The organism is Bradyrhizobium sp. JR3.5, from assembly GCF_054057015.1.
Genome location: NZ_JBSRYV010000002.1, coordinates 1426593 through 1449025, shown reverse-complemented (window position 1 = coordinate 1449025; position 22433 = coordinate 1426593). Strand labels below are relative to the sequence as shown.

Annotated in this window: 21 protein-coding genes and 3 pseudogenes; 11 read left to right on the top strand and 13 right to left on the bottom strand. The window is 63.0% G+C overall.

Annotation, left to right across the window (positions count from 1 at the left end; all coding sequences use genetic code 11):
* Positions 1-87 precede the first annotated feature (87 nt).
* The 6 genes and pseudogenes from ACVWW1_RS23685 to ACVWW1_RS23660 all read right to left on the bottom strand — a co-directional run bounded on the left by ACVWW1_RS23685 (position 88) and on the right by ACVWW1_RS23660 (position 5193).
* Positions 88-708, bottom strand: a complete 621-nt coding sequence (locus ACVWW1_RS23685) for a hypothetical protein (protein WP_456657617.1) — start codon at positions 706-708, stop codon at positions 88-90.
* A gap of 128 nt (positions 709-836) precedes the next feature.
* Complete coding sequence (locus tag ACVWW1_RS23680; RefSeq protein ID WP_456660846.1) at positions 837-1403, bottom strand: hypothetical protein; 567 nt, start codon at positions 1401-1403, stop codon at positions 837-839.
* A gap of 287 nt (positions 1404-1690) precedes the next feature.
* The gene (gene pgeF, locus ACVWW1_RS23675; RefSeq protein ID WP_456657616.1) at positions 1691-2458 is read right to left on the bottom strand and encodes a peptidoglycan editing factor PgeF; all 768 of its coding nucleotides are present in this window, start codon (positions 2456-2458) and stop codon (positions 1691-1693) included.
* Positions 2455-3513, bottom strand: coding sequence for a class I SAM-dependent methyltransferase (locus ACVWW1_RS23670; RefSeq protein ID WP_173640581.1), 1059 nt, complete (start codon positions 3511-3513; stop codon positions 2455-2457). Before ACVWW1_RS23670 ends, pgeF begins: the two co-directional genes overlap by 4 nt.
* Positions 3514-3598: 85 nt before the next feature.
* On the bottom strand, positions 3599-4441 hold the full coding sequence (lgt, locus tag ACVWW1_RS23665; protein WP_456657615.1) for a prolipoprotein diacylglyceryl transferase: 843 nt from the start codon (positions 4439-4441) through the stop codon (positions 3599-3601).
* 15 nt (positions 4442-4456) lie between these two features.
* A pseudogene (locus ACVWW1_RS23660) lies at positions 4457-5193 on the bottom strand (dienelactone hydrolase family protein).
* Positions 5194-5370: 177 nt separating this feature from the next.
* On the opposite strand from ACVWW1_RS23660, the pseudogene ACVWW1_RS23655 reads away from it, so the two are divergent.
* The 4 genes and pseudogenes from ACVWW1_RS23655 to ychF all read left to right on the top strand — a co-directional run bounded on the left by ACVWW1_RS23655 (position 5371) and on the right by ychF (position 8594).
* Positions 5371-5635, top strand: a pseudogene (locus ACVWW1_RS23655) (accessory factor UbiK family protein).
* Between the two features lie 342 nt (positions 5636-5977).
* Positions 5978-6703 (top strand): 50S ribosomal protein L25/general stress protein Ctc, encoded by a 726-nt coding sequence (locus ACVWW1_RS23650; protein ID WP_176529303.1) that lies wholly within the window; start codon positions 5978-5980, stop codon positions 6701-6703.
* A 55-nt stretch (positions 6704-6758) separates the two neighbouring features.
* Positions 6759-7364 carry an aminoacyl-tRNA hydrolase gene (gene pth, locus ACVWW1_RS23645; RefSeq protein ID WP_456657614.1) on the top strand — a complete coding sequence of 202 codons (606 nt, stop codon included), beginning with the start codon at positions 6759-6761 and terminating at the stop codon, positions 7362-7364.
* A gap of 132 nt (positions 7365-7496) precedes the next feature.
* A complete protein-coding gene (ychF, locus tag ACVWW1_RS23640) occupies positions 7497-8594 on the top strand; it encodes a redox-regulated ATPase YchF (protein WP_456657613.1) in 1098 nt (365 codons plus the stop codon).
* A gap of 160 nt (positions 8595-8754) precedes the next feature.
* Here ychF and ACVWW1_RS23635 read toward each other — a convergent pair whose 3' ends face one another.
* The gene (locus tag ACVWW1_RS23635) at positions 8755-9030 is read right to left on the bottom strand and encodes a metal-sensitive transcriptional regulator (protein WP_092124125.1); all 276 of its coding nucleotides are present in this window, start codon (positions 9028-9030) and stop codon (positions 8755-8757) included.
* Positions 9031-9095: 65 nt separating this feature from the next.
* On the opposite strand from ACVWW1_RS23635, the pseudogene ACVWW1_RS23630 reads away from it, so the two are divergent.
* A pseudogene (locus ACVWW1_RS23630) lies at positions 9096-11490 on the top strand (heavy metal translocating P-type ATPase).
* Positions 11491-11653: 163 nt separating this feature from the next.
* On the opposite strand, the gene dapA reads toward ACVWW1_RS23630, so the two are convergent.
* The 3 genes from dapA to trxB all read right to left on the bottom strand — a co-directional run bounded on the left by dapA (position 11654) and on the right by trxB (position 14988).
* Positions 11654-12568: a 4-hydroxy-tetrahydrodipicolinate synthase gene (dapA, locus tag ACVWW1_RS23625; protein ID WP_456657612.1), complete on the bottom strand. Its 915-nt coding sequence runs from the start codon at positions 12566-12568 to the stop codon at positions 11654-11656.
* Positions 12569-13099: 531 nt separating this feature from the next.
* Positions 13100-14020, bottom strand: a complete 921-nt coding sequence (locus ACVWW1_RS23620; protein WP_029081982.1) for a LysR family transcriptional regulator — start codon at positions 14018-14020, stop codon at positions 13100-13102.
* A 2-nt stretch (positions 14021-14022) separates the two neighbouring features.
* Positions 14023-14988: a thioredoxin-disulfide reductase gene (gene trxB, locus ACVWW1_RS23615; RefSeq protein WP_207832664.1), complete on the bottom strand. Its 966-nt coding sequence runs from the start codon at positions 14986-14988 to the stop codon at positions 14023-14025.
* A 283-nt stretch (positions 14989-15271) separates the two neighbouring features.
* On the opposite strand from trxB, the gene ACVWW1_RS23610 reads away from it, so the two are divergent.
* Positions 15272-15751, top strand: a complete 480-nt coding sequence (locus ACVWW1_RS23610; RefSeq protein WP_092124130.1) for an Lrp/AsnC family transcriptional regulator — start codon at positions 15272-15274, stop codon at positions 15749-15751.
* A 114-nt stretch (positions 15752-15865) separates the two neighbouring features.
* Here ACVWW1_RS23610 and ACVWW1_RS23605 read toward each other — a convergent pair whose 3' ends face one another.
* Positions 15866-17071, bottom strand: a complete 1206-nt coding sequence (locus ACVWW1_RS23605; RefSeq protein WP_456657611.1) for a hypothetical protein — start codon at positions 17069-17071, stop codon at positions 15866-15868.
* A gap of 247 nt (positions 17072-17318) precedes the next feature.
* Between ACVWW1_RS23605 and ACVWW1_RS23600 the strand changes: the two genes are divergently transcribed.
* From ACVWW1_RS23600 to ACVWW1_RS23580, 5 genes are all read left to right on the top strand, one after another.
* Positions 17319-18224, top strand: a complete 906-nt coding sequence (locus ACVWW1_RS23600) for a thioesterase domain-containing protein (RefSeq protein WP_456657610.1) — start codon at positions 17319-17321, stop codon at positions 18222-18224.
* Between the two features lie 86 nt (positions 18225-18310).
* On the top strand, positions 18311-18853 hold the full coding sequence (locus ACVWW1_RS23595; protein ID WP_456657609.1) for an SGNH/GDSL hydrolase family protein: 543 nt from the start codon (positions 18311-18313) through the stop codon (positions 18851-18853).
* Between the two features lie 198 nt (positions 18854-19051).
* The gene (locus tag ACVWW1_RS23590; protein ID WP_456657608.1) at positions 19052-19636 is read left to right on the top strand and encodes a protein-S-isoprenylcysteine O-methyltransferase; all 585 of its coding nucleotides are present in this window, start codon (positions 19052-19054) and stop codon (positions 19634-19636) included.
* Positions 19637-19816: 180 nt separating this feature from the next.
* Positions 19817-20017, top strand: coding sequence for a hypothetical protein (locus ACVWW1_RS23585; protein WP_456657607.1), 201 nt, complete (start codon positions 19817-19819; stop codon positions 20015-20017).
* Positions 20018-20277: 260 nt separating this feature from the next.
* Positions 20278-20808: a hypothetical protein gene (locus ACVWW1_RS23580; RefSeq protein ID WP_420831870.1), complete on the top strand. Its 531-nt coding sequence runs from the start codon at positions 20278-20280 to the stop codon at positions 20806-20808.
* Positions 20809-21180: 372 nt separating this feature from the next.
* Here the strand turns inward: ACVWW1_RS23580 and ACVWW1_RS23575 are convergent, their stop codons facing one another.
* Positions 21181-21576, bottom strand: coding sequence for a DoxX family protein (locus tag ACVWW1_RS23575; RefSeq protein ID WP_456657606.1), 396 nt, complete (start codon positions 21574-21576; stop codon positions 21181-21183).
* Between the two features lie 341 nt (positions 21577-21917).
* Entirely contained in the window at positions 21918-22391 is a 474-nt protein-coding gene (gene greA, locus ACVWW1_RS23570) for a transcription elongation factor GreA (RefSeq protein WP_157113323.1), read from the bottom strand.
* Between the last annotated feature and the right edge of the window lie 42 nt (positions 22392-22433).

Sequence of the window (22433 nt, the reverse complement as noted above, 5' to 3'; positions counted from 1 at the left end):
AGGGAGGCGCCGCCGCTGGCAACCCATTAGGCGCTTCGGCCCACGTTTTCCTGGGCAAAAAAGCCTTTCCCCGGGAGATTCCGGGGGTTAGTTGGCGGAATAGCTGAGTGCCACGGTCTCGGGCGCGGCGAGGGCCGGGGCGCTGACCATCGCCGGCCCACGGAGCTCCGGTGCGGCGGCGGGCGCCGGGCCATCCGCCGGGCCGCCATTGATCATGCTGGACAGGCCGCTGAGGCCGGCCTGGGCGATCTTGCGCAGCACCAGATCGTCCGCGGCGGCCCAGGCGTCGCGGCCGGCCTTACCGGCGGGCTCTGTGCCGGAGAGTCGGAGCACCCGTTGCTGGCTGCTGTCGTAGACGTCCCACACCCACGCGATCATGGTGCGGCCGCGCACCACCTGCGCCGAGAGATAGCTGCGCACGCGATAGGCCGCGGTGCCCTGGCGCGACACGATCGACAGGCTGCGCAGCTTGGATTCGCTGTCGAGCACACCGACCATGCGGTCGAAGACCTGGGGCGGCGGACCGTCGATCGATTCGAATGCGACGGTGGCGCCGCCGCTCGCCGGCGTCGCCATGGCGTAGGAGTCGGCCACGTTGCCGCCGGCCGCGCATCCGCCAAGTGCGCAGCCAATCGCCAGCCATGTGGCGGCGATCGCGGCACGCACGACTGTCCCAGTTTGAAACTGGTGGTTTGACGCTTCCCTCATTGCGTCCTGCGATATCGTTAAAACGGCTTAACGTCTAGGGCAGGACGGCCACAGCACTTAACCGATCAGGTCGGCCGCGTTGAGGAGCGGACCAAATTCCTTGCGCAATCCCTGGTCCAATTCCTGACTCAGTCAGCTAGATGATGCCGCATGGCGTCGACGATCCATGCCCATTGCCGGTTCGGGCTGCTGTCCGGCGACTGGCCTCGCATGATGGCGACAAGTTCCCAATAGCGGATCGCGCGGGGATCGTGTTGCGCATATTTGGTGCGGAGCCAGTTGCGGAAGTTGAGGTCGGGCTGTTGCCCCATCAGGCGCGCCGATGTCGCCAGCCACTGGCGTGCCAATGTGTTGCCGACCTCCGACGTCGGCTCGAGCCCGCTGTCGATCGCCAGCGTGGCCTCGCGCAGAATGGCTTCGCTGGCAATTCGGTGGGCTTCCGGATCGAAGGCGTCGCGATCCCAGACATCGCTGGCGTTGGATCTCATGTTGGCGATGAAGCCGGGATCGTTGAGGATCGCGGACAGCTCGATCCAGGCATCGCATTGCTCGGGTGTCGGATCGTCGGGCAATTCGGGCACCGTCGTCTCGATCATCTGCCGTACCCAATCCCGATTGATGTTGATGCCGTCGGACACCTTCTCGAAAAAGCGTTCGACGACGTTACGGCGCTCGGTGCGGGATAGCTGCGTCATGGTCAGGAATCTCCTCAAGTCTGCTTCGGTGAGTTGCGGTGAACGCAACGCAGCCCGTAGCGCCGAAGCGACGCGGCGCTGTGCCGCGATCTCCGCTTCCAACGTCTCGAGGCGAAGCTTCAGCGCCTCGACCAGAGAGAGCTCCTTGGTCAGGACCTCCCTGATCGCGTCGAGACCGAGCCCCGCATCGCGCAGGCAGCGGATCAGGTCGAGGCGAACCAGTTCGTCGTCGGTGAAGACGCGATAGCCGCTCGCGGTGCGGCCAAAAATGATGAGGACGCCCGGCGTCAGCCTTCCAGCGCGATGGCGTGAACGAGCCGGCCGTAATCGCCTTCCTTGCGGTGCACGGAGCGGCGGTAGCTGAAGCAGCGCTCGTCGGAGTAAGTGTCGATGCCGAGATCGTCGATCATCAGCACGCCGGCATTTTCCAGGCGCATCCGGATGAAGGCCGGGAGATCGAACATCGCGTGGGCGTCGCGTTCGGCGGGCAGGAAGAACATCCCGTTCTCCGCATCGGCCTCGATGAAGCGCTCGACGAATTCGTTTCCGACCTCGTAGGATTCCTTGCGGATCAGCGGGCCGATGGCGGCGACGATGCCGCCGCGCTCGGCGCCGAGTTTCTCCATCGCATCGATGGTCGATTCCAGCACGCCGGTCAGCGCGCCCTTCCAGCCGGCATGCGCCGCGCCGATCACCCGCGCATGGGGATCGACGAACAGGATCGGGCCGCAGTCGGCCGTCGTGACCGAGATCGCAAGCCCTTCGGTGCGCGTGACGAGCGCGTCCGCCTTCGGGCGCACGGCGCCATTCCATGGTCCGGTCACGGCCACGACGTCAGGCGAGTGCACCTGGTGCACGCTGATCAGGTGGTCGGACGGCACGCCGAGCTGGTCGGCCATCCGCCGCCGGTTCTCCGCGACCTTGGCCGGATCGTCGTGCGAGCCGAGCCCGCCATTGAGGCCGGCATAGATACCCTCTGAGACGCCGCCCTCACGCGAGAAGAAGGCATGGCGCAGGCCCGGAATGGCCGACAGCAGCGGTGATCCCAATGTCATTGTTCGGTCTCGTCAGGCTGATCGCTGAGGCCAGCGATCGAGGTGAGTCGCGGGTCGGAGATGGCCATGACCTTGAACATCGAGCCCATCCCGCCGCGTCCGGAATCGGTCAGGCGCTTCAGCGCGCCGGCAATGTCGGCGGAGACCTCGGGTGAGGCTTTCGCCATCAATCCGGCGGCACGGGCCTCGACGCCGAGGCGCTTGAGGAAGTCGCCCTGCGTCGCCGGCCCGTGGACGCGCGCGCCGACATCCTCGGCGGCCCGCGCCAGGGCCTGGAAATCGACATGCGCCGTCACGTCGGCCTGTCCCGGGTTCTTCAGCGGGTCGGCGAAGCTGTGGCGCGCGATCGCCTGGAAGGTGTCGCCGGCGTCGCTGCGCAGATGGCCGTAGTCGATGATCAGCGCGGCGCCGTCCTGGTCGCGCAGGCGCGTCGCGAGCTTCATGATCTCGCTGTCAGGCCGCCATTCGAACACCGCGCCGAGCGGGGCGGCGCGCACCAGCGGCGGCAACAGCACCTCGAAGTGCGGTGTCGGCTCGGCGGCGGGCGCGAAATACAGGTTGCCGTTGGCATCCATCCCGACCGTGCGCTCGTGCCAGCCGGTCTCGCGGCGGACCATCTGGTGGATCGGCAGCACGTCGAAATATTCGTTGGCGAGAATCACCGCCGGTCCCTCCGGCACGTCGTCGATGCTGTCGTGCCAGGTGACGTTGCGCACGCCGGTCAGCGTGGCGTGCTGCTTCTCGCGCAGCACCGGATTGACCTCGACGAGGTGGATGCTGAGCGACTGGTAGAGCGGCGGCAACACGCGCAGCGCACGCAGCGCGTCCGACATCATGGTGCCGCGGCCGGGCCCGAGCTCGATCAGGCGGAGCGTGTCCGGCGACCCGATCGCGCGCCAGATCGAGGCGCTCCACAGCCCGAGCAGTTCGCCGAACATCTGGCTGACCTCGGGCGCCGTGGTGAAATCGCCGTCGCGGCCGAGCGGATCGCGCGACAGATAGTAGCCGTAGCGCGGATGCATCAGGCACAATTCCATGTAGCGCCAGACCGGCATCGGCCCGGACAGCTTGATCAGCTTCCTGATCTCATCCAGCAGTGTGGGAGGGTTCGCTCACGGCCTTCCTTGGATTGCACTCGCTCTACGTTGAACTCGGCGCCGGCCCGTTCGCCCTGCGGCGAACGGCGGCCGTGACGAGGATCGCGCCCACGATGATCATTGGCACCGACAGCAGCATGCCCATGGTTAATCCGCCCCACAGGAATCCGAGCTGCGGATCGGGCTCCCTGAAATGCTCGCCAATGATCCGGGCAATGCCGTAGATCGCAATGAAGCTGCCGAGGATCAGGCCGGGCCGCTTCAGAGCTCCCATCCGGATCATGATCGCCAGCGCAGTGAACAGCACGATGCCCTCAAGGCCTGCCTCATAGAGCTGGCTCGGATGGCGCGGCAGCGGTCCGCCATTGGGGAAGATCATGGCCCAGGGCAGGCTTGGATCGGCGTGACGGCCCCACAATTCGCTGTTGATGAAATTGGCGAGCCGGCCGAGGAACAGCCCGATCGGCGCGACCGCGGTGGTGATGTCGCCGAGCGACAGGATCGGGATGTTGTTGCGGCGGGCAAACAGCATCACTGCGGCGACGCAGCCGAGGAAGCCGCCGTGGAACGACATGCCGCCTTTCCACAATTCCAGGATCTCGGACGGGTGCGCGATGAAGAAGGGCAGGTTGTAGAACAGCACGTAGCCGGTGCGGCCGCCGACGATGATGCCGATCGTGACCCAGAGGATGAAATCGTCGAGCTGCGGCAGCGTGATCGGCGCCGGACCGCCCCACAGCCGCTCCTTCTTGATCAGCGAGCGCGCATAGATCCAGCCCAGCACGATGCCGACGATATAGGCCAGCGCATACCAGCGGATCACGATCGGCCCGAGCGCGAGCGCGACGGGGTTGAATACCGGAAAGTCGATCAGCAGAAACGGCATCGTGTGTCTTGAGACTCAGCTCACGAGGTTGCGGCGGTAGAGCGCCAGCAGCCGCTCCCAATGGCGTTCGGCGGCGTCGCGGTCATAGACCGGACGCTTGGGGAACGCAAAGCCGTGTGATGGGTGCCGGGATAGATCTCGACCTCGTTGTTCGATCCCTTCATGCCGGCCTTCACTTGCTCGATGATTTCCTGTGGCGCGTAGATATCGGTCTCGGCGCAGGCGAAATAGAGTTCGGCCTTGGTCTTTTGCGCGGCAAGATGCGGGCTGTCGGGCTGATCGGTCGCCAGATGCGTGCCGTAGACCGACGCGGCGGCCTTGACGCGATCGCCGAAATGCGTCGCCGCGTTCACCGCATAGCGGCCGCTCATGCAATAGCCGACGGTGCCGATGATCTCGGTGTTGGCGGCCTTCTGCGTCTCGGCGTAGGCGAGCAGGCCCTTGGTGTCTTCCATGACCAGCGGGATGTTGAGCGACTGCATCAGCTGAAACATCCGTTTGCGCTCGGGCGATTCCGGATCGGGATTGATCGGGCCGAGCTCCATCACGCCGGCGCGGTAATACATGTTGGGCAGCATCACGTAGTAGCCTGACGTGCCGAGCCGGCGCGCCATGTCGCGTAGCTCCTCGCGGATCGCCGGCGCGTCCATATAGAAGATGACGACAGGGAAGGGGCCGCCGCGCTCGGGATGGGTGATGAAGGTGGTCGTCTTGCCGTCCTTGGTCGGGATCTCGACGGTCTGCTCGATCATGGCGTTTCTGCTCGCGTTATGTGTGCGATTTCTGTTGTGAGTTCATACGATTGCAAGGAAACCGGAGCATGACAAGGCAAGCTCCCGGGAGGTCTGCCATTCGCGGCGGACTTGAACCGGATGGCGGGGATCGCCATTGTCTTCTGGCGATTCAGTGAACGCGGAGAGTTTTGCCAGATGACCCAGACCAGCAACCGGTTTTTCGATGAGATCGGCCGTCTGATGAACGATGCCGCGGGCGCAGCCCAGGGCGTCAAGCGTGAGGTCGACACGGTCATGCGCAACCAGGCCGAACGGATCCTGCGCGACCTCGATGTGGTCAAGCGCGAGGAATTCGACGCGGTCAAGGATATGGCCCGCCTGGCCGCGCGAGGAGAACGAGGCGCTGAAGGCGAGGATCGCCGCGCTGGAAGCCAAGCTCGGGGTAGGCGGAGCGACCTGATTCTTTACCCTCCCCTGGAGGGGGAGGGTCGGCTCACAATTGAGCGCAGCGAAATTTGAGCCGGGGTGGGGTGAAGGTCCCTCCACCCGAGTTCTGCTCGTATTGAGAGATCACCCCACCCCGGCCCGCATTCCGCTTCGCTGCATGCGGTCCGACCCTCCCCCTCCAGGGGAGGGTGGGAAAGCGAGGGTGAGAAAAATCCCTTCATTTCCTTGTCATTTCGGCCCTTTGGGGCTAAAAGCCCGCCACGTCCGCGGCCCCCGCACCCCTGGAGGCTTGCTGTGGACCTGAGCATGGGCCGCGCTGCGGCCTTTAACTTTTTAAATACAAGGACTTAACGCTATGGCGACCGTCAAGGAATTGAAGGCGACCGCGCGTCCGAAGAGCGGCAAGGGGGCCGCCCGGGCAGAGCGTCGCGCCGGGAGAGTTCCCGGAGTGATCTACGGAGACAACCAGCCCCCCGTCACCATCTCGGTCGACGATCGTGAACTGCGCCAGCGTATCCTGGCGGGCCGGTTCCTGACCACGATCTATGACATCGACCTCGAGGGCAAGAAGCACCGCGTGATTCCGCGCGACTTCCACCTCGACCCGGTGAAGGACTTCCCGCTCCATGTCGACTTCATGCGGCTCGGCGAAGGCGCGACCATCCGCGTCAGCGTGCCGCTGCACGTCGTGAACGCGGAAACCGCCCCCGGCATCAAGCGCGGCGGCACCGTGAACATCGTCACCCACGCGCTCGACCTCGAGTGCGCGGTCGACAACATTCCGCAATACATCGAAGTCGACGTCGGCAGCCTCGAGATCAGCTACTCGCTGCATCTCTCCGAGGTCACGCTGCCCAAGGGCGTGAAGTCGCTGACCCGCGAGGACGCGACGCTGGTCACAATCGTGCCGCCGTCCGGCTACGCCGAAGAGCAGAAGGCCGCAGCTGCGGCGGCTGCTGGTGGCGCTGCTCCGGCCGCGGGTGCTGCAGCTCCGGCCGCTGCGGCGGCTCCGGCTGCCGGTGCTGCGGCTCCGGCCGCGGGTGCCAAGGCTCCCGCTGGCGGTGGCGACAAGAAGAAGTAATCGATCAGGTCGGCGCGCGATCGTCTGATGGCGCGCCGACGTGGGATGCCGCGCCATGCGCCTTTTTGTCGGTCTCGGTAATCCTGGCGCGAAATACGCCAGCAACCGGCACAATATCGGTTTTCTGGCGGTCGACGAGATTGCACGGCGTCATGGTTTCGCACCATGGCGCCGTCGCTTTCAGGGCGAGACCTCCGAAGGCGTGGTCGATCGTGAGAAGGTCGTGCTGTTGAAGCCGACCACTTACATGAACGAGTCCGGGCGCGCGGTGCAGGAAGCGGCGAACTTCTTCAAGCTCGCCCCCGCCGACATCACCGTGTTCCAGGACGAGCTCGAACTGCCGCCCGCCAAGGTGCGGGTCAAGATCGGCGGCGGGATCGCCGGCCATAACGGCCTGCGCTCGATCTCCGCGCATATCGGCAACGAATATCGACGGGTGCGGCTCGGGATCGGTCATCCCGGCGTCAAGGAGCTCGTGCACAGCCACGTGCTGTCGGACTTCGCCAAGAGCGACCGGGCGTGGGTGGAGGCCTTGTGCCAGGCCGTTGCCGACAATGCCGGCCTGCTGGCTGCGGGACATGACGCCTCGTTCGCCAACAAGGTGCATCTGACGATGCAGGCCAAGGGATTTTTCGACAACAAGGACGAGGGGCCGAACTAGACCCCCGTCAGCGCCGGGCTCGACCCGGCGATCCACTTTTCCAGGTGGGATGGATACGCGGGTCAAGCCCGCGTATGACGACCTCAGTCAATTCAACCGTGCAGCGTGAGCGCGCGAGAGATCGGGACAAACATGGGATTCAAATGCGGGATCGTCGGGCTGCCGAACGTCGGCAAGTCGACGCTGTTCAATGCGCTGACCGAGACGGCGGCCGCCCAGGCGGCGAACTATCCGTTCTGCACCATCGAGCCGAATGTCGGTGAGGTGGCGGTGCCCGATCCGCGGCTGGAGAAGCTCGCAGCGGTCGCGAAATCCGCCCAGATCATCCCGACCCGGCTGACCTTCGTCGATATCGCAGGCCTGGTGCGCGGCGCGTCGCAGGGCGAAGGCCTCGGCAACCAGTTCCTCGCCAACATCCGCGAGGTCGACGCGATCGCCCATGTGGTGCGCTGCTTCGAGGACTCCGACATCACCCATGTCGAAGGCAAGATCGCGCCGCTCGCCGACATCGAGACCATCGAGACCGAGCTGATGCTGTCCGACCTCGACAGCCTCGAGAAGCGCGTCGACAACCTCTCGAAGAAGGCCAAGGGCAACGACAAGGAAGCCAAGGAGCAGCTCGAGCTCGTCAACCGCGCGCTGGTGCTGCTGCGCGACGGCAAGCCGGCGCGTGCGCTCGAGCGCAAGCCGGAAGAGGAGCGCGCCTTCCGCATGCTCGGGCTGCTGACCTCGAAGCCCGTGCTCTATGTCTGCAACGTCGAGGAAGGCTCGGCCAAGGACGGCAACAATTTCTCCAAGGCGGTGTTCGAGCAAGCCAAGAAGGAAGGCGCGGTCGCGGTGGTGATCTCGGCCAAGATCGAATCCGAGATCGCGACGCTGTCGCGCGCCGAGCGCGCCGAGTTCCTGGAGACGCTGGGCCTCGAAGAGGCCGGGCTCGATCGGCTGATCCGCGCCGGCTACCAGCTGCTCGACCTCATCACCTATTTCACGGTCGGCCCGAAGGAAGCGCGCGCCTGGACGATCGACCGCGGCACCAAGGCGCCCGCCGCCGCCGGCGTGATCCATACCGATTTCGAGAAGGGCTTCATCCGCGCCGAGACCATCGCGTATGAGGATTATGTCGCCGGCAACGGCGAAGCCGGCGCGCGCGACGCCGGCAAGCTGCGGCTCGAAGGCAAGGACTACGTCGTCGCCGACGGCGACGTCATGCACTTCCGCTTCAATACCTGAGCGCACTGTTCAGCCGTGCGCGCGGCGGCAGCGAATTAAGCACCGCTCTATCTCCACGTCGTCCCGGCTTTCGCCGGGACGACACTGAATATGCGGTAACGCTCCCGACTCCATCGTGAGCGGGCGAGGTGAAGCGACCCTGATAGGAGTTGCTTCCAGCTCACCGGTCCGCGCGACCGATCACATCCATCAGCTCGGCGATCTTGCGCCGCTGGTCGGCCTTGTCGCCGGACGAGATCGCATGCTCGACGCAATGGGCGACATGATCGCGCAGGACCTCTTCCTCGACGCGGCGTAGCGCCGCGCGCGCGGCCGCGATCTGCGTCACCACGTCGATGCAGTAGCGGTCTTCCTCGACCATGGCGGCCAACCCGCGGATCTGACCCTCGATCCGTTTGAGCCGTTTTAAGCAGGATGTCTTGACCTCGTCTCTCATAGGTCTCATATACCCCCCTAGGGTATACAAATCAAGAGGCCGGGATACCGGCCGGGAAGAGTCTCGTGGCGCACACAGAGCACAATCATTCGCACGCGGATCATCACCATCATGGCGCGGCTACGCAGTCCTGCTGCGGCGGCAAGCATGATCACGACGCCGTGCCGGCGGAAGCAGCGTTCGCGATCGATCCGGTCTGCGGCATGAAGGTCAATCCGACGACCGCCAAGCACCGCTTCAGCTACCGAGGCGAGGAGTATCTGTTCTGCAGCGGCCGCTGCCGCGAGCGTTTCGAGGCCGAGCCGGACAAGTACCTCAAGCCGCGCGCGCCCGAGCCGCCAATGCCGGCCGGCACGATCTACACCTGCCCGATGCATCCTGAGGTGCGCCAGGTCGGTCCCGCCAGCTGCCCGATCTGCGGCATGGCGCTCGAGCCGGAGCAGATCTCGCTCGACGATGGGCCGGATCCCGAATTGATCGATATGGTCAGGCGGTTCTGGATCGCGCTCGCGCTGACGCTGCCTGTGTTCGTGCTCGAGATGGGCAGCCATCTCGGGCTGATGCACCTGGTGCCCCAGCACTGGTCGAACTGGATCTCGTTCGTGCTGGCGACGCCGGTCGTGCTGTGGGCCGGCGCGCCGTTCTTCGTGCGCGGCTGGCAGTCGGTGGTCACGCGCAATCTCAACATGTTTACGCTGATCGCCATGGGCGTCGGCGTCGCCTATCTCTACAGCGTGGTCGCAACGCTGGCGCCGCAGCTGTTCCCGCCGGCGTTCCGCGACATGCATGGTGCGGTCGCGGTGTATTTCGAGGCGGCGGCCGTGATCACGGTGCTGGTGCTGCTCGGCCAGGTGCTGGAATTGCGCGCCCGCGCGCAGACATCGGGCGCGATCCGCGCGCTGCTCGGCCTCGCGCCCAAGACCGCGCGGCGTATCACCGATCACGGTGACGAGGACATCGACATCGACGCGATCAAGGTCGGCGACCGCCTGCGTGTGCGCCCTGGCGAGAAGGTGCCGGTCGATGGGCGTCGTCATCGAGGGCAGCGCCGTCATCGATGAGTCCATGGTCACGGGCGAGTCGATGCCGGTCGCGAAGGCGGAAGGCGAGAGGGTGATCGGCGGCACCGTCAACCGGAGCGGTGGCCTCGTGATGCGTGCCGAGAAGGTCGGTCGCGACACCATGCTGGCGCGGATCGTCGACATGGTGGCGAAGGCGCAGCGCTCGCGCGCGCCGATCCAGCGGCTCGCCGACCGCGTCGCCGGCTGGTTCGTGCCGGCAGTGATCGCCGCTGCCGCGCTCGCCTTCATCGCCTGGACGGTGTTCGGCCCCGAGCCGCGCCTGACCTTCGCGCTAGTTGCCGCCGTCACGGTGCTGATCATCGCCTGTCCCTGCGCGCTGGGACTGGCAACGCCGATGTCGATCATGGTCGGCGTCGGCCGTGGCGCGCATTCCGGCATCCTGATCCGCGACGCGCAGGCGCTGGAGCGGATGGAAGCGATCGACACGCTGGTCATCGACAAGACCGGCACGCTCACCGAGGGCAAGCCGAAGGTCGTGCGCATTATCGCGGCCGAAGGGTTCGACGAGAGCGATCTGCTGCGCCTTGCCGCCAGCGTCGAGCAGGGCAGCGAGCATCCGCTGGCGCAGGCGATCATCGCGTCCGCCAGGGAGCGCAAGCTGGCATCGGCGGCCGTCAGCAACTTTGCCTCGCCCTCCGGCAAGGGCGCGACCGGAACGGTCGAAGGCAGGCAGGTTGCGCTCGGCAATGCGGTGCTGATGGGTGAGTTGAAGATCGTAACATCAGCGCTGGATCAGGCCGCCGAGGCCGCGCGCCGCGATGGCGCGACGGCGATCTATGTCGCGGTCGATGGCCTCGCCGCGGGCGTGATCGCGATCGCCGATCCGGTCAAGCCGTCGGCAGCGAATGCGCTGCAGGCGCTGCGCGCCGAGGGCTTGCGCATCGTGATGCTGACCGGCGACAATGAGACCACGGCGCGCGCGGTGGCAAAGACACTCGGCATCGACGAGGTCGAGGCCGGCGTGCTGCCGGAGCGCAAGAGCGAGGTCGTGCAGCGGCTGCGCGGCGAGGGCCGCACCGTCGCGATGGCGGGCGATGGCGTCAATGACGCGCCGGCACTGGCGGCTGCCGATGTCGGCATTGCGATGGGCGGCGGCACCGATGTCGCGATCGAGAGCGCCGGCATCACGCTGCTCACCGGCGACCTGACGGGCCTGGTCCGGGCGCGGCGATTGTCGGTCGCGACCATGCGCAACATCCGCCAGAACCTGGCGTTCGCCTTCGTCTACAATGCCGCCGGGGTGCCGATCGCGGCCGGCGTGCTGTATCCGCTGTTCGGCATCCTGCTGTCGCCGATGGTCGGCGCTGCCGCGATGGCGCTGTCCTCGGTCAGCGTGATCGGCAACGCGTTGCGGCTGTCGCGGGTGAAGCTGGATTAGGCGTCTCTTACCTCGCCCCGCTTGCGGGGAGAGGTCGGATCGCATCGTAAGATGCGATCCGGGTGAGGGGGACGCCCAGCGAATCCATCTCCCTCCGATATTGCGGAAGCGGCCCCTTACCCCAACCCTCTCCCCGCAAGAGCGGGGAGAGGGAGAAAAGCGATCACGCCGGCAGCAGAAGCTGCGCGCGCCGCTCCATCTCGGCATCGAGCCAGGTCGCGAGATCCTCGCTCACTTCGACCATCGGCAGCCGCACCTCGGGGCTGTCGATCAGCCCCTGCCGCCACAGCCAGTGCTTGGCCGGCGCCGGGCTCGGTTCAGCGAACAACAGCCGGGTCAGGCCGACGACGCTTTGCCACGCCGCGAGCGCCGCCTCGCGCTTGCCCTGCTTCAGCAGCGTGCGGATCGAAGCGAAGGTGTTGGTTTCGAGATGCGCGGAGAGCAGGATCGCGCCGTCGGCGCCGTCCGCGAGCGCATCGAATGTCTGCGCGTCCTCGCCGGTCAGCACGCGGAAGCCGGCGGGCCGGCGGTTGAGGAAGTCGATCGACTGCGCACGGTCGGCGCAGCAATCCTTCATGCCGGCGATGTTGGGATGTTCCGCGAGCGCCAGCAGCGTCTCGTTGGTCAGGTTCACCGCTGTGCGATACGGAATGTTGTAGAGTACGATCGGCCACGATGCGTGATCGGCCAGCGCGTTGAAGTGCTGCACGAGCCCGCGTTGCGAGGGCCTGATGTAATAGGGGCTCGCGATCAGGTAGCCGTTGATCGGCCAGTCGGCCGTATCATCCAGCGCATCCTTCATCCTGGCAGTCGAGGCGCCGGAGAGCCCGAGGCAGACCGGCAAATGGCGGGAGTTGGCACTAAGCTCGTCGAGCACGACGCTGACCAGACCCTCCAGCTCATCGGTGCTGAGCGCCATGCCTTCACCGGAGGTTGCGCCGAGGATGAAGCCGTCGACGGGGCTGCTGGCATAGTGCCGGACGAGGCGGCGCAGCGAGGTGACGTCGAGTTCGCCTTCGCGGAACGGCGTGATCAAGGGCAGCCAGAGGCCCTGCAATTGCTGGTGTAGCTCAGTCATGTTCCATCTCCTAAGGGGGCAAAGCCGGAGACGGGACCAACAAAAAACCCCGTCCAGGCGGCGGGGTTTCAGGATCGGTTGAATGCGAAGGTGATCTTATCGCGCGCGATCTCGTGTCCCCGGAAGGGGAGCTTTTTTCGACGACAGAACGGCGCACGAAGTCGTGATCATTGGATAATGATGCTGCGCTGCGAGGTTGTTGTCAATCCACATGCTGACCGTGACGTGCGGCACGTTCGAGCATGACATGAAAGACATCGAGATGAAAAAAAGCCGGGCTCGAGTGAGCCCGGCTTAAGGTATTGGCCACGTGAGGCCGACACAATCACCTTCCAAGAGGGATTACTGAACTTCCGCGCCACTGGAGGAGGGGGACATATGCGCGACGCGACCGCTCAGCGTGTAAACACTATGATCCCCATCGACGCCCCGCAGCAACTATCCAGGTCGCATGTCAGTCATGCGGAGATTCAGGGGGCCTCTTGGGGCAGCGCGGAAAGCCTATAAACCAGCCCTATAAGGGCGGCTTAATCAGGACGGCCAGCGCTGCGCCTTGCTGACCACGAAGTCGCGGAACACCTGCACCCGGGCCACCGTTTTCAGCTCTTCCGGATAGACGAAGTAGGTGTCGAGCGCGATCGAGTCGGACTCGCCGAACAGCTGCACGAGGTTGTTCTGTTCGACCAGATAGTCCGGCAACGCGGCGATGCCGAGGCCCTGCTGGCAGGCGCGCACCAGGCCAAGGATGTTGTTGACCTTGAAGTAGGGTTCGCGCGGACCGGAGCCGTTGCGGCCTGCATCGATCAGCCAGCTGCGGTTCTGCAGATGCGGCGGCACCTGCGAGTCGCCGAGCATGATGATGCGGTGCGAGTCGAGATCATCAAGCGTCCTCGGCGTGCCGAAGCGCTTGATGTATTCCGGCGAGCAATAGGCATGGAAGCCGATCGAGAACAGCTTGCGCTGGATGAGGTCCGGCTGGGTCGGCTTGCGGGTGCGGATCGCGACGTCGGCCTCGCGCATCGACAGGTCGAGGTCCTCGTCGGTGACGATCAGCGAGATCCGGATGTCCGGATAGAGCGCGACGAACTCGTCGAGCCGCGGGATGAGCCAGTTGATGCCGAGCGCCGGCGGTGTCGTGATCTTGAGATCGCCGCTCGGCCGCTCGCGGCTGTCGGTGAGCTTTGCGCGCGCCGCCTGCAACTGCATGAAGACGTCATGCGCGGTACGGAACAGCAGGTCGCCCTGCTCGGTGAGGATCAGGCCGCGGGCATGGCGGTGAAACAGCGACACCGAGAGCTCCTGCTCCAGTGCGCTGACCTGGCGGGAGACCGCCGATTGCGACAGGCCGAGCTGCTCGCCGGCATGCGTGAAGCTGCCAGCCTCCGCCGCCGCGTGAAAGACCTTCAGCTTGTCCCAATCCATATCCGTAAATCCGTCGCGAGATCGTGCCATGATTATTCCGCCGCTGCGCGATCGCTCGCGCGAAGAGCAATGAAGCGTTCGGCCTCGAGCGCTGCCATGCAGCCGAGGCCGGCGGCGGTGACCGCCTGCCGAAAGGTTTCATCCGCCACGTCGCCGGCGGCGAACAGGCCGGGCACCGAGGTCGCCGTGGAGTTCGGCGCCACCTCGACATAGCCCGACGGTTTCAGCTTGATCTGGCCTTTGACGAGCTCCGTCGCCGGCGCATGGCCGATCGCGATGAAGACGCCGTCGGTCTTGAGGTCGGTCAGCGCACCGGTCTTGACGTTCTTCAGCCGCACATGCGTGACCTTGTTCGGGTTCTCCGACCCGCAGATCTCGTCGATCGCGGAGTCCCACACCACCTTGATCTTGGGATGCTTGAACAGCCGCTCCTGCAGGATGCGCTCGGCGCGGAAATGATCGCGGCGATGCACGATGGTGACCTGCGAGGCGTGATTGGTCAGATACAGCGCTTCCTCGACCGCGGTGTTGCCGCCGCCGACCACCACGACGTCCTTGCCGCGGTAGAAGAAGCCGTCGCAGGTCGCGCAGGCCGATACGCCGCCGCCCTGGAATTTCTCTTCCGAGGGCAGCCCGAGCCAGCGCGCCTGGGCGCCGGTGGCGAGGATGACGGTCTCGGCGAGATAGACGTCGCCGGAATCGCAGGTCAGACGAAACGGGCGTTGGCCGAGTTCCAGCTTGTTGACGAGATCGGTGACGAGCTTGGTGCCGACATGGGCCGCCTGCTTCTCCATCTGCTCCATCAGCCAGGGGCCTTGGATCACGTCGGCGAAGCCCGGATAGTTCTCGACGTCGGTGGTGATGGTGAGCTGCCCGCCCGGCTGAATGCCCTGGATCAGGATCGGTTCGAGCATCGCGCGCGCCGCGTAGATCGCTGCGGTGTAACCGGCGGGGCCGGACCCGATGATGACGACCTTGGCATGGGTAGGCGCGGGCATTGTGAGATCCCTCTGTTTTGGGGATTTTGATCAAGGACTTGTGCGGGAAGCGCCCCGGAAACGCGTCACGGCGGCGCCAAAAGTGTCAAATCCAAGTCTAGGATATCTGGGAAGCTATGCAAGATTTGCAATCCATGGCAGCGATTTTTCCCCGGAACTGAAGTCACATTCGCGAAATCGTGCGCTGCACGCGCAATAAAATTGCGCAATGCCGGCCGGCTGCGCTATGAGAGTTGCCGGCAGACCTGCCAAACCTTCCGAACCCTGAGGGAACCCAAGTCGCGTGTCGAAGAACCTTGACGAGATCGACCTCAAAATCCTCGCCGAGATCCAGGCCGATGGCCGAATCACCAATGTGGAGCTCGCCAAACGCGTCGGGATCTCGCCGCCGCCCTGCCTGCGCAGGGTCCGGGCGCTGGAGGAGGAGGGCTACATCCAGGGCTACCGCGGCCTGCTCGATCCGCGCCGCCTCGGCTACGACGTCACGGTGTTCGCCTCGGTGCATTTGTCGAGCCAGGCCGACGCCGATCTCCGCGCCTTCGAGAACTTCGTGCGCGCCGAGCCGTTGGTGCGGGAATGCTGGATGCTGTCCGGCGAAGTCGATTTCATCCTCAAATGCGTCGCTCCGGACATGGCGACCTTCCAGGATTTCGTCACCCACCTGACAGCCGCGCCGCATGTGCGCAACGTCAGGACGTCGCTGGTGCTGCACAATTCGAAATACGAAGCCGCGGTGCCGCTGGATCTCAAGGCTGCCGGATAGCGCGCGGCGGCGCGTCATTTCGGGGCGATGCGCCGGCATCGAAGCGGGGGTGCGCAACTACGCGTCTGACGTCTGGTGCCAACGCACCATGTTTGAGCTTGGTGAAGGGTCTTCTCAGCAACCTCGGGCTGTCATCACCGAACCGTTTGCCTCGAATAGTCCAACGGCCCCGGACGGTGAAGTCGCGACGTTGAACGAGAGCGGGCCACAAGTAATCATGCAATAGTCGTAAACCGAGCGCTGATCGTTTCCCATTAGAAACTGATAGTGAATTTGCATGAAGTTGAATCGATGGCGTCTGAAGCGGACCGGATCGATCATTGAATGTATTTGGACGCGCCGAATCTTCGGGTGCTCACCTGAATAGTCTCGACTGGTGCGTTTCAGCGTGACGGGATCGAAGCGATAGAAGCTGATTGCGTCATCTCGTGCCTGGTACTCGACCCAGTCGATGGCAGACGTTCCGGCCACAAGTTGTGCGGCTTCCCGTATCTGGCCGCCCATCGGATGCAATGAGAATTTGGGAATCGTGGCGCCCACTGTGAGAATGCATAGCTTCGGTCCGTGCGTTGCAAGCAGAGGATCCAGCTTCAGCGCGCGCGCGACCGCCGCTATCGAGAGCGCGGCGCCAAGGGAATGGCCAACAATCAGAATTTCATCAACATCTGCGGCCCGAGCTGTTCTCAACATCAAGGCCGCAAAATCGCCGAGGCGCTTATCAAGCTCGCCTTTTTGCCCGTAAAGAAACTGGTAGGAGAAAATGGCATCATCAAGGATGTGGTTTATCCGACGCTTGGGTCCAAGCCAGAGCATCGAGCTGATGAAGATGGCAAGCGATAGAAAAACACCAAGCAGCAATTGTTCAAGCCAGAATGTAGCGGGTATGAGCCTGACAAGCAGATATGACAGCCCAACGCCGCAGCATGCAATCAACAGCAAACAGCAATATGGAAAGACAAAGAAGAGAGCATATTTCCAGCTTGCGACCGCATATCTGAATAGAGTTCCGGTAAGGATGAAGTTGAATAGCGCTTTCAGGGACTGAACGAGGCGAGGCACCAGCCTAACTCCCGAATCGCGCCGGATGAGATCGTCCCAGCGCAGCATCTCGAAGGTGGTGTCGGTTTTCCAGTTTGGTCCCCATGCTTCCAGGTCGCACGAAGCATTGATTGCAGATGTGTTCGAGATTTCCGACAGTCGTGAAGAGGCGCCCCAAACCTTTTCGAAGCTCGACAGCGAGCGGCGCAAGCGCTCGACCTGCTCTTCGGGGGTGATTGGATCGTAACCGCCAATGTGGAAGACGTGCCGTCGTTGAATCATCAAGCAACTCGAAATCGTTATGGACGTTGGTTGCCACCGGTTCCCGAAAACTGGACCGCATAGATAAGTTACCCCGGAACTCTTGCGACGCTGATTCCGAAGCCTTGGTGTAGCCGACATGGATGGTGCGGCTTTCGACCTTATTAAATTACCACTCCCTCCGCGAGGCGACACCCTTTGAGTTGGCCTCGATCAAAAAGTACAGAGGACCCTCCCATAGTGGAAGCCAATTGACCGCCGGAAGGTCATGAACGGTCGTGGCTCGATCGTTTTTCCATGTGGCAAATCCGCGACAGTAAACCAATTGCGCGCCTCAACACGCATTTCGAACTCGCTCTTGATTGTCACGATTCGTAGGTCTGGTTTAATGCGACTGGACTTGAGGTGGGCGAGGGATATTGAAATGAAAAGATTATGTGACAGCGCGGCCCGGGTATGCGCCGTCTTCACGGTTCTTTTTGCAAGCAGCTTGCATTTGAACAACGCTGCGCAGGCTCGCCCCGCAATAACCGTTGCACTGAGATCGACCGGTTCGCCCGCTCGGCTGCATTCCTCCGCGGCGCACGTCTACTTGTTTCGCGGATTGTTGAATGTCTTCTCTTTGGGCATGGACGACCTTGCCGTCCAGCTGCGCGCGGCCGGCATCGCCGCGGTTGTCGCCAATCACGCCCAGTGGAGAGGCGTTGCCGACGAAATTATCGCGAACTATCGAGCGGGCCAGCGTGGACCCATTATACTGGTGGGGCACTCTCTTGGTGCGGATGCCGTGATGTCGATGGCAGAGTACCTCGGCCAGATGGGCGTGCCGGTCGCTTTAGTTGTCCCATTCGACGGAACGTCGCCTCATGCGGCGACGGCTAATGTCGCAAGGGTTTTGAATCTGTACAAGCATGAAAGCGCTCGAATAAGCCGCGGCCCCGGCTTCCGCGGCGAGCTTACAAACTTCTATGTCCGCGATGTAAACGTCGACCACTTCAACATCGATAAAAGCGCGGCGTTGCATAGCCTGGTGATACGAAAGATCAGGGCAATCGGGCTCGCTGTCGCGCGCCCACGACAACGCCAGAATCCTTCGAACTCGGATTTGCCTGCGGCCGGAGCTTCAACCAATTCCTCGCATGACGCCCAGAAGGCAGCTGGAGTTGGGGTTTGACACTGCATGTAAGGCTTTAGGTCACGTCTCTGTCGGGGCCCGGTGTTCGTATTGTTCTCTCTAGCACTTCAGGCCGGAGGCAGTCGGTGACGCCGTTCAGAAAATTCTCGGTCGCTATGGCCTTGTGTATCCTGGCGACCGTGTGCGCCGCCTTCACAAAACCGATTCATATCGTGGCGGTCGGCGCAAGCAATACGCAAGGCTGGTACGTCGGAAAGCAAGGTGCCTACCCGGCCAAGTTAGAGGTGCTGCTGAAAGGGAAGGGCGTCAATGCGAACGTCGTCAATGCTGGTGTTCCCTTCGATACCACGGCCGGCATGCTCAAGCGCATTGATAGCGATGTGCCAAGGGGAACCGACATCGTAATCTTGCAGCCTGGAGGCAACGACAGGCGTTTCCTGGTTACGAAGGAGCAGCGGGCGGCCAACATCGCCGCGATGGAGCGGCGGTTGCGTGATCGCGCCATCAAAGTGATCGTGTACGACGAAGAGATTCCTCCGCAGTATTACGCTTTTGACTTCATTCACCTCACGGCTGACGGCCATGCTTTCATAGCGTCGCAGTTACTCCCGCGAGTGTTGGCGATGATAGACCGGAGAGCCATCGCGGCCTCGCCGCAGGCGAGATAGAGCCCAGCGACGCCTCCGCCTTGGATTCGAGCGGTCGCACGGCCAACTTATCAGTGGAAACAACCTGCAAGCCCTGTATGATTGCTTCATGCTGATCTGTGGATCAGTTTAGGTCAAATCTCTAACGCTCGCTAAGGTTGGCGCCCTTTCAATGGTCGGCAGAGATGACGCGCCAGCGAAACGAGCCCTGGGCCCACGATGACGCCTGACATTGCCAAGTTCGTGTTTATCATGATGGCGGTCGGTTGGTATCTCATCCGCTACAGATACGCGCGTCGTGCTCGCCGTGAAAGGGTCTTGCGGAGCGCCCGGGGTGCTCGCGAAAACACCCTGCTGCTGATATCGCTCACCGGTCTCGGCATTGTGCCGTTCGTCTACATCGCAACAGCCGCACCTCATTTCGCATCGTACGTCTTCCGGCCAGCTCAAGCCTGGCTGGGCGTTCTCCTGGCGATTGCAGCGCTGATCATGTTCCGGCTGACCCATCGCGCTCTTGGTCGGAACTGGTCGGTAAGTCTCGACGTGCGGGAAAATCATCACCTGATCACCGACGGGATCTATCGAAAAATTCGCCACCCCATGTATTCCGCATTCTGGCTCTGGGCTGCCGCCCAGGCATTGCTCTTGCCGAATTTGGTCGCCGGTTTCGCTGGCCTGATCGGATTTGGGACATTGTTTTTCGGGCGGCTTGCCAGAGAAGAACAGATGATGCTGGAAACGTTCGGCAACGAGTATCGCGAGTATATGGCTCGGACCGGACGCATTATGCCGAGGCTGCTCTGAGCCGGCGATACGAGGTCGGTCTCGCCGGGCCCTGCACGCAAAGCAATCATTCCGTGTCGTTTTTGTCACATCCTGCAAAGAAATGACCGCACAAGCACGAGCCTCGATACAGCGTTAATTGCGCCGTAGCCGATAGAGGGTAAGGTGCTCCCACTCACGCTATCCATCTCGGAGATCACGATGTTAAAATTTCTGGTTGTTGGAGTTGCGACTTTTGGTTTCATGGCTGCCGCCAGCGCAGCCGACCTGCCACATCCGCAGCCGGTCACGGAAAACGCTCCGGTTGGCAAGATGCCGATCGGCAAGTACCCGGTTGGCAAGTACCCGGTCGGCAAGTACCCGGTTGGAAAAGCTCCGGCTCCGATCGTAACGAAGGGTTAGTTCGGGGATCGCCCTGGCAGCGCACACCTTCAGCTTTGCTGAAGGCGGCGCTCGGGGAGATGTCTTGCCCTTGTGAGGGTCTGAAGGTGCCAGAATTCAATCGGAAACGATGCGGCCTGCGGTTGCTTGTCGGTGTTGGCGTCGTTGTGGCTTCCGTGACTTTTGAAGCCGGTATCGGTTATGCGCAGCAATTGGCTGCACAAACGGATCAAGCGCCGCTGCAGCAGGACAAGCTGCGCAAACCGTCGTCAAGATCGGTTGTGGCAGCCGCCGTTGCTGGACCGAGCGCTTCCGCTTCTGGAGGAGACGTCAAACCGGTTCGGAGGTCAACGGCCAAAGGGCCGTATTACGTGGACTTTCGTGCCCGCACGGCGGCGTCATATGGGCATGCGTTTGTCTGGTACGGCAAGACAAGCGAGAAACAGGTCGAAGTTGCGGGGCTGCACCCAGCGGGCGACGTCCTGCCCTACGTGCTGGGACATCTGACATGGGTGCCCTCCGAGACCGGAGCAAGCTACGGCGACCTTGACGAGCAGTACTTGACGGCCAACTATCGCGTGTACCTGAGTGAGGCCGACGCGAAGAAGGTTTTTGCGTATATTAAGCACCTTCAGGCCACCTCGCCGCTCTGGAATGCGGAAACGACCAATTGCACGGCCTTTATTGGCCGTATTGCCAGCTTCATGGGCTTGAAGGCCCCATTCCATTTGATGAAGCCTGAGGAATACGTAAACCAGCTGAAAGAGATCAACGGCGGGCGCCAAACGGTGCAACTCGCTTCGGATCGTTAGTTTTCTCGCCAAGGACCTTGCGGCTGAAATTGGGCAAAGCCGCTACCGGGAACGCTGCTGAGCCTACTCAGATGAAGGGGCAGATGGTTGCATTGGCCACCCAATGCGAACCGGTGCGGAATGCAAATTCGAGCCCGCAACTGACCCGCAGGACGTAACGGGCTTCAGGCGCCCTTTTTGGGCCGGTAGGAGATCCGTCCAGCGGACCGCGCTTCTTCGATCTTTGCAACGCGCTTCGGGGTGGTCCCATCGCGCTCGGACAGCGCCCTCAGGCTCTCCTGACTATTCTTGCATTGTTCGACGGATTGCCGCTGTCGTTGTGGCGCAGCCGTGAAGAGCCCGTCCCGGTTGAACGGGACGGGCTCAGCGTTGTTACTTCCTGCCCATCGCAGCGTCGACGCTGATCGGGCCGGGGCCCGAGGTCGCGAGATACAGGCAGGCAAAGCAGAGCGCGATCGCCAGACTGCCGTTGTTGAGCAGCGGATAAAAGCCCTTGGGGAAGTGGCCGATGAAGTAGGCGAAAGCCATTTCGCCCGCCAAGACGAAGGCCACGATTCGCGAGAACAGGCCGATCATCAGCAGCCCGCCCAGGACCAATTCGAGTGTGCCGGCAGCTCCGATCAATGAGAACAGTTCGACTTTCTCGAACATTGTCCCGGGGGGAAATTTGAGGAGCTTGGCGACGCCGAACTGAAACAGCAGCAGTCCGGTGATGAACCGAAACAGGCTGAGTGCCACCGGCTGAAACTTGGAAAACGTCTGGTCCATTGTCAGTTACCCCTCTTTGACACGCTGGAACGTTGCATGAAGCAGAAACACACGGTGTTCGCCACCGGAGTGTGGCGTCAACACCTTGCGCCTGCAATCATTCCTCGCTCGATGGCAGTTGCGAGAGAATGAGGCAGTGGCACGGTGACGCGCCGCGATGCGTGTTGCGACGCAATCACCAGCTCGAACTCCGTCCCCCGATATGATTATACTGCATAACCATGTCACGGCCTCACTAGTACGCCGCGCACGCGCTCTCCACTCAAATTGCTGTCAGACGCGGGGTATAAAAAAAGCCGCGTGCGGGACGCGGCTTTTTTGCACCAGTCACGTCAAGGTAACTACCGCCACTCGACCTTGGTGATCTCGTAGGCCTTGGCGCCGCCCGGCGCCATCACTTCGACGGTGGTGCCCTTTTTCTTGCCGATCAGCGCGCGTGCAAGCGGCGAGGTGATGGAGATGCGGCCTTTCTTGGCGTCGGCCTCGACCTCGCCGACGATCTGCCAGACCGCCTTCTTCTCGGTGTCCTCGTCGATCAGCGTTACGGTCGCGCCGAACTTGATGGTGTCGCCGGACAGTTTCGAAATGTCGATGATGTCGGCGCGCGCGAGCTTGTCCTCGAGCTCGGCGATGCGACCCTCGTTGTGCGACTGCTCTTCCTTGGCGGCGTGATACTCGGCGTTCTCCGAGAGGTCGCCATGCGAACGCGCTTCCGCAATGTGTTCGATGATGCGCGGACGATCCTCCGACTGTCGCTTCTTGAGCTCGTCCGTCAGCGCGGCGTATCCGCCCGCGGTCATCGGAACCTTATCCATCATCTTCGTCCTTCATCGTGCGCGGCCGGCGGCCGTGCACGA

Bases quoted from the DNA above. Each gene is read 5' to 3' on its own strand.
- pgeF (WP_456657616.1), bottom strand. From the start codon at position 2,458: ATGACATTGGGATCACCGCTGCTGTCGGCCATTCCGGGCCTGCGCCAT.
- ACVWW1_RS23585 (WP_456657607.1), top strand. From the start codon at position 19,817: ATGTTAAAATTTCTGGTTGTTGGAGTTGCGACTTTTGGTTTCATGGCT.
- ychF (WP_456657613.1), top strand. From the start codon at position 7,497: ATGGGATTCAAATGCGGGATCGTCGGGCTGCCGAACGTCGGCAAGTCG.
- ACVWW1_RS23590 (WP_456657608.1), top strand. From the start codon at position 19,052: ATGACGCCTGACATTGCCAAGTTCGTGTTTATCATGATGGCGGTCGGT.
- ACVWW1_RS23635 (WP_092124125.1), bottom strand. From the start codon at position 9,030: ATGAGAGACGAGGTCAAGACATCCTGCTTAAAACGGCTCAAACGGATC.
- ACVWW1_RS23685 (WP_456657617.1), bottom strand. From the start codon at position 708: ATGAGGGAAGCGTCAAACCACCAGTTTCAAACTGGGACAGTCGTGCGT.
- ACVWW1_RS23680 (WP_456660846.1), bottom strand. From the start codon at position 1,403: ATGACGCAGCTATCCCGCACCGAGCGCCGTAACGTCGTCGAACGCTTT.
- ACVWW1_RS23620 (WP_029081982.1), bottom strand. From the start codon at position 14,020: ATGGCACGATCTCGCGACGGATTTACGGATATGGATTGGGACAAGCTG.
- ACVWW1_RS23670 (WP_173640581.1), bottom strand. From the start codon at position 3,513: ATGCCGGTCTGGCGCTACATGGAATTGTGCCTGATGCATCCGCGCTAC.
- trxB (WP_207832664.1), bottom strand. From the start codon at position 14,988: ATGCCCGCGCCTACCCATGCCAAGGTCGTCATCATCGGGTCCGGCCCC.
- ACVWW1_RS23650 (WP_176529303.1), top strand. From the start codon at position 5,978: ATGGCGACCGTCAAGGAATTGAAGGCGACCGCGCGTCCGAAGAGCGGC.
- ACVWW1_RS23605 (WP_456657611.1), bottom strand. From the start codon at position 17,071: ATGATTCAACGACGGCACGTCTTCCACATTGGCGGTTACGATCCAATC.
- dapA (WP_456657612.1), bottom strand. From the start codon at position 12,568: ATGACTGAGCTACACCAGCAATTGCAGGGCCTCTGGCTGCCCTTGATC.
- ACVWW1_RS23600 (WP_456657610.1), top strand. From the start codon at position 17,319: ATGAACGGTCGTGGCTCGATCGTTTTTCCATGTGGCAAATCCGCGACA.
- greA (WP_157113323.1), bottom strand. From the start codon at position 22,391: ATGGATAAGGTTCCGATGACCGCGGGCGGATACGCCGCGCTGACGGAC.
- pth (WP_456657614.1), top strand. From the start codon at position 6,759: ATGCGCCTTTTTGTCGGTCTCGGTAATCCTGGCGCGAAATACGCCAGC.
- ACVWW1_RS23575 (WP_456657606.1), bottom strand. From the start codon at position 21,576: ATGGACCAGACGTTTTCCAAGTTTCAGCCGGTGGCACTCAGCCTGTTT.
- lgt (WP_456657615.1), bottom strand. From the start codon at position 4,441: ATGCCGTTTCTGCTGATCGACTTTCCGGTATTCAACCCCGTCGCGCTC.